The organism is Bathymodiolus platifrons methanotrophic gill symbiont, assembly GCF_002189065.1.
GTDB lineage: Bacteria > Pseudomonadota > Gammaproteobacteria > Methylococcales > Methylomonadaceae > Methyloprofundus.
Window position 1 is genome coordinate 1 of the sequence record NZ_BDMN01000530.1, and the last position, 1,606, is coordinate 1,606.

Annotated in this window: 2 protein-coding genes; one reads left to right on the forward strand and one right to left on the reverse strand. The window is 40.5% G+C overall.

The features are described 5' to 3' along the window. Positions 1–38 precede the first annotated feature (38 nt). On the reverse strand, positions 39–1,382 hold the full coding sequence (locus tag CDZ78_RS20155; RefSeq protein WP_087871550.1) for an IS4 family transposase: 1,344 nt from the start codon (positions 1,380–1,382) through the stop codon (positions 39–41). Between the two features lie 54 nt (positions 1,383–1,436). Here CDZ78_RS20155 and CDZ78_RS24460 point away from each other — a divergent pair. Continuing rightward, the coding region (locus CDZ78_RS24460) for a replication initiator protein A (RefSeq protein WP_174664603.1) at positions 1,437–1,606 on the forward strand (170 nt) is incomplete at its 3' end.

Consider the following 1,606-nt stretch of genomic DNA (forward strand, 5'->3'; position numbering starts at 1 on the left):
TTACGAGAAGCTTTAGCTCACCTCCTTACACACAAGTCCTAAAATACGCCTTTTAGCTTTCTGGCCATTTGAATACCATATACGCAGTCCTGAATCCGCTGAAAACCGATCCAAATACTTTTCGCACCAGGGTCACCATCTGATTTACGCCCTAAAAAACCACCCAATGTCGCTAAATTTCTTAACACGGCATTCAGTGTAGGCACTTTTTTGGGTATCTTTTTGTCCAATAAACCATAAGATGATTTCCATTCTAAAGGATCAAAGATTAATTCAGCAGGCAAGTCAGGACAGATGCGACCTAAGCGCATAAGATACATCACCCGCCAAGCAATAACCATGGCCATGACTAAGGCTTTTTCAATGCGCTCTTTACTGGATAATTGAAGCTTTTCAACCTTGCAGCCCACTTTCAAAATATCAAAAAACATTTCTATTTCCCAGCGACAGCGATACCAGTCAATCAACTCACAGGCTTGATCTTCACTTTCTACCCTTCGATTGCTTAATAAGCGCCATATGAGCGGTGACTTCCCTTTAGGCGGGTTGATTTCTTTTGCCTGAACCAAAGTTACTTCAATACCTTCTTTCCCTTTTACGGGGAAAGTGCAGCGTAACACTTTAATTTCTTGCTGAACTTGTCGCGATTTTTCGCCTTTTTTTCGTGGCTTAATAAAACTAACGCGACTCATAACCTCTTGCTTATCGACGCTATCCCACAGTGTTTCATCCGCTGATAATTTACGGTTATGCCTGGCTCTTACTAGCCAGTCAGCAGGCGTATTTAACGCCTTACTTCTCTGCATAAGACTTAAAATATCACCTTCTCTATCGGCCACATAAACGAGCCGACTTTTAGGGCAACGTTCGGCCATTTCAGCGACACGTTCATAACCTTCTATCCAGCGATCACTTTCTTTTATCGTGGGATTATTTTGATCTTCTGCTTTGCTTTTTCCTCTTGCCCACATCCACGCATCACTAACCCCTAAAGGGAGCCGGTCTGGTGTAATGCAGAATGTCGGATGCAAGTACATGCCTCTTTGGGCATCGTAAGATAAGCGACCTAAATCCTCAGTTTCTTGTCCATTAAAATCTAATTCTGTCGTATCTTGTAAGCATAAAATAACGGGCTCTTCACTGACTATAATGCGCTGTTCAACTTGATCTGTATGGGCGACTAACAACTTTTCCCATGTCACATTTTCATTTGCATAAAATCGATAAGTCGCTTGTGTTTCAGTCCAGCCTTGGCAAGCCTGAGGAATGCTTAGTTTAGGCGCTTTTACAAAAGTTTCTATCAATTTAACTGCTCTTTTATTAAGCCGTGAATCACCTAAATCTAAATTACAAAATTCCATTTCTGCCCAAGTCTCAGTCATCGTTACTAAAATAATGAGATTTTACACTCTTATATCAGACTTGTGTGTAAGGAGATGGCTTTAGCTCGCCTTGTGGGGACTAGAATTGAAACAAATATTGTAACAAATGGTACGAGAGTTATAGAAAATTTTGCTATTTTGGAATCATTTAAGATTGTTGAAAAGCATCCAGACAACGGACGAATGATTGGCATTGAGGTAAAACTTTCTGATTGGTTTTATAA

What these genes read in the sequence shown, in the direction of transcription:
- CDZ78_RS20155 (WP_087871550.1), bottom strand. Translation starts at nt 1,382, where the DNA reads ATGACTGAGACTTGGGCAGAAATGGAATTTTGTAATTTAGATTTAGGT.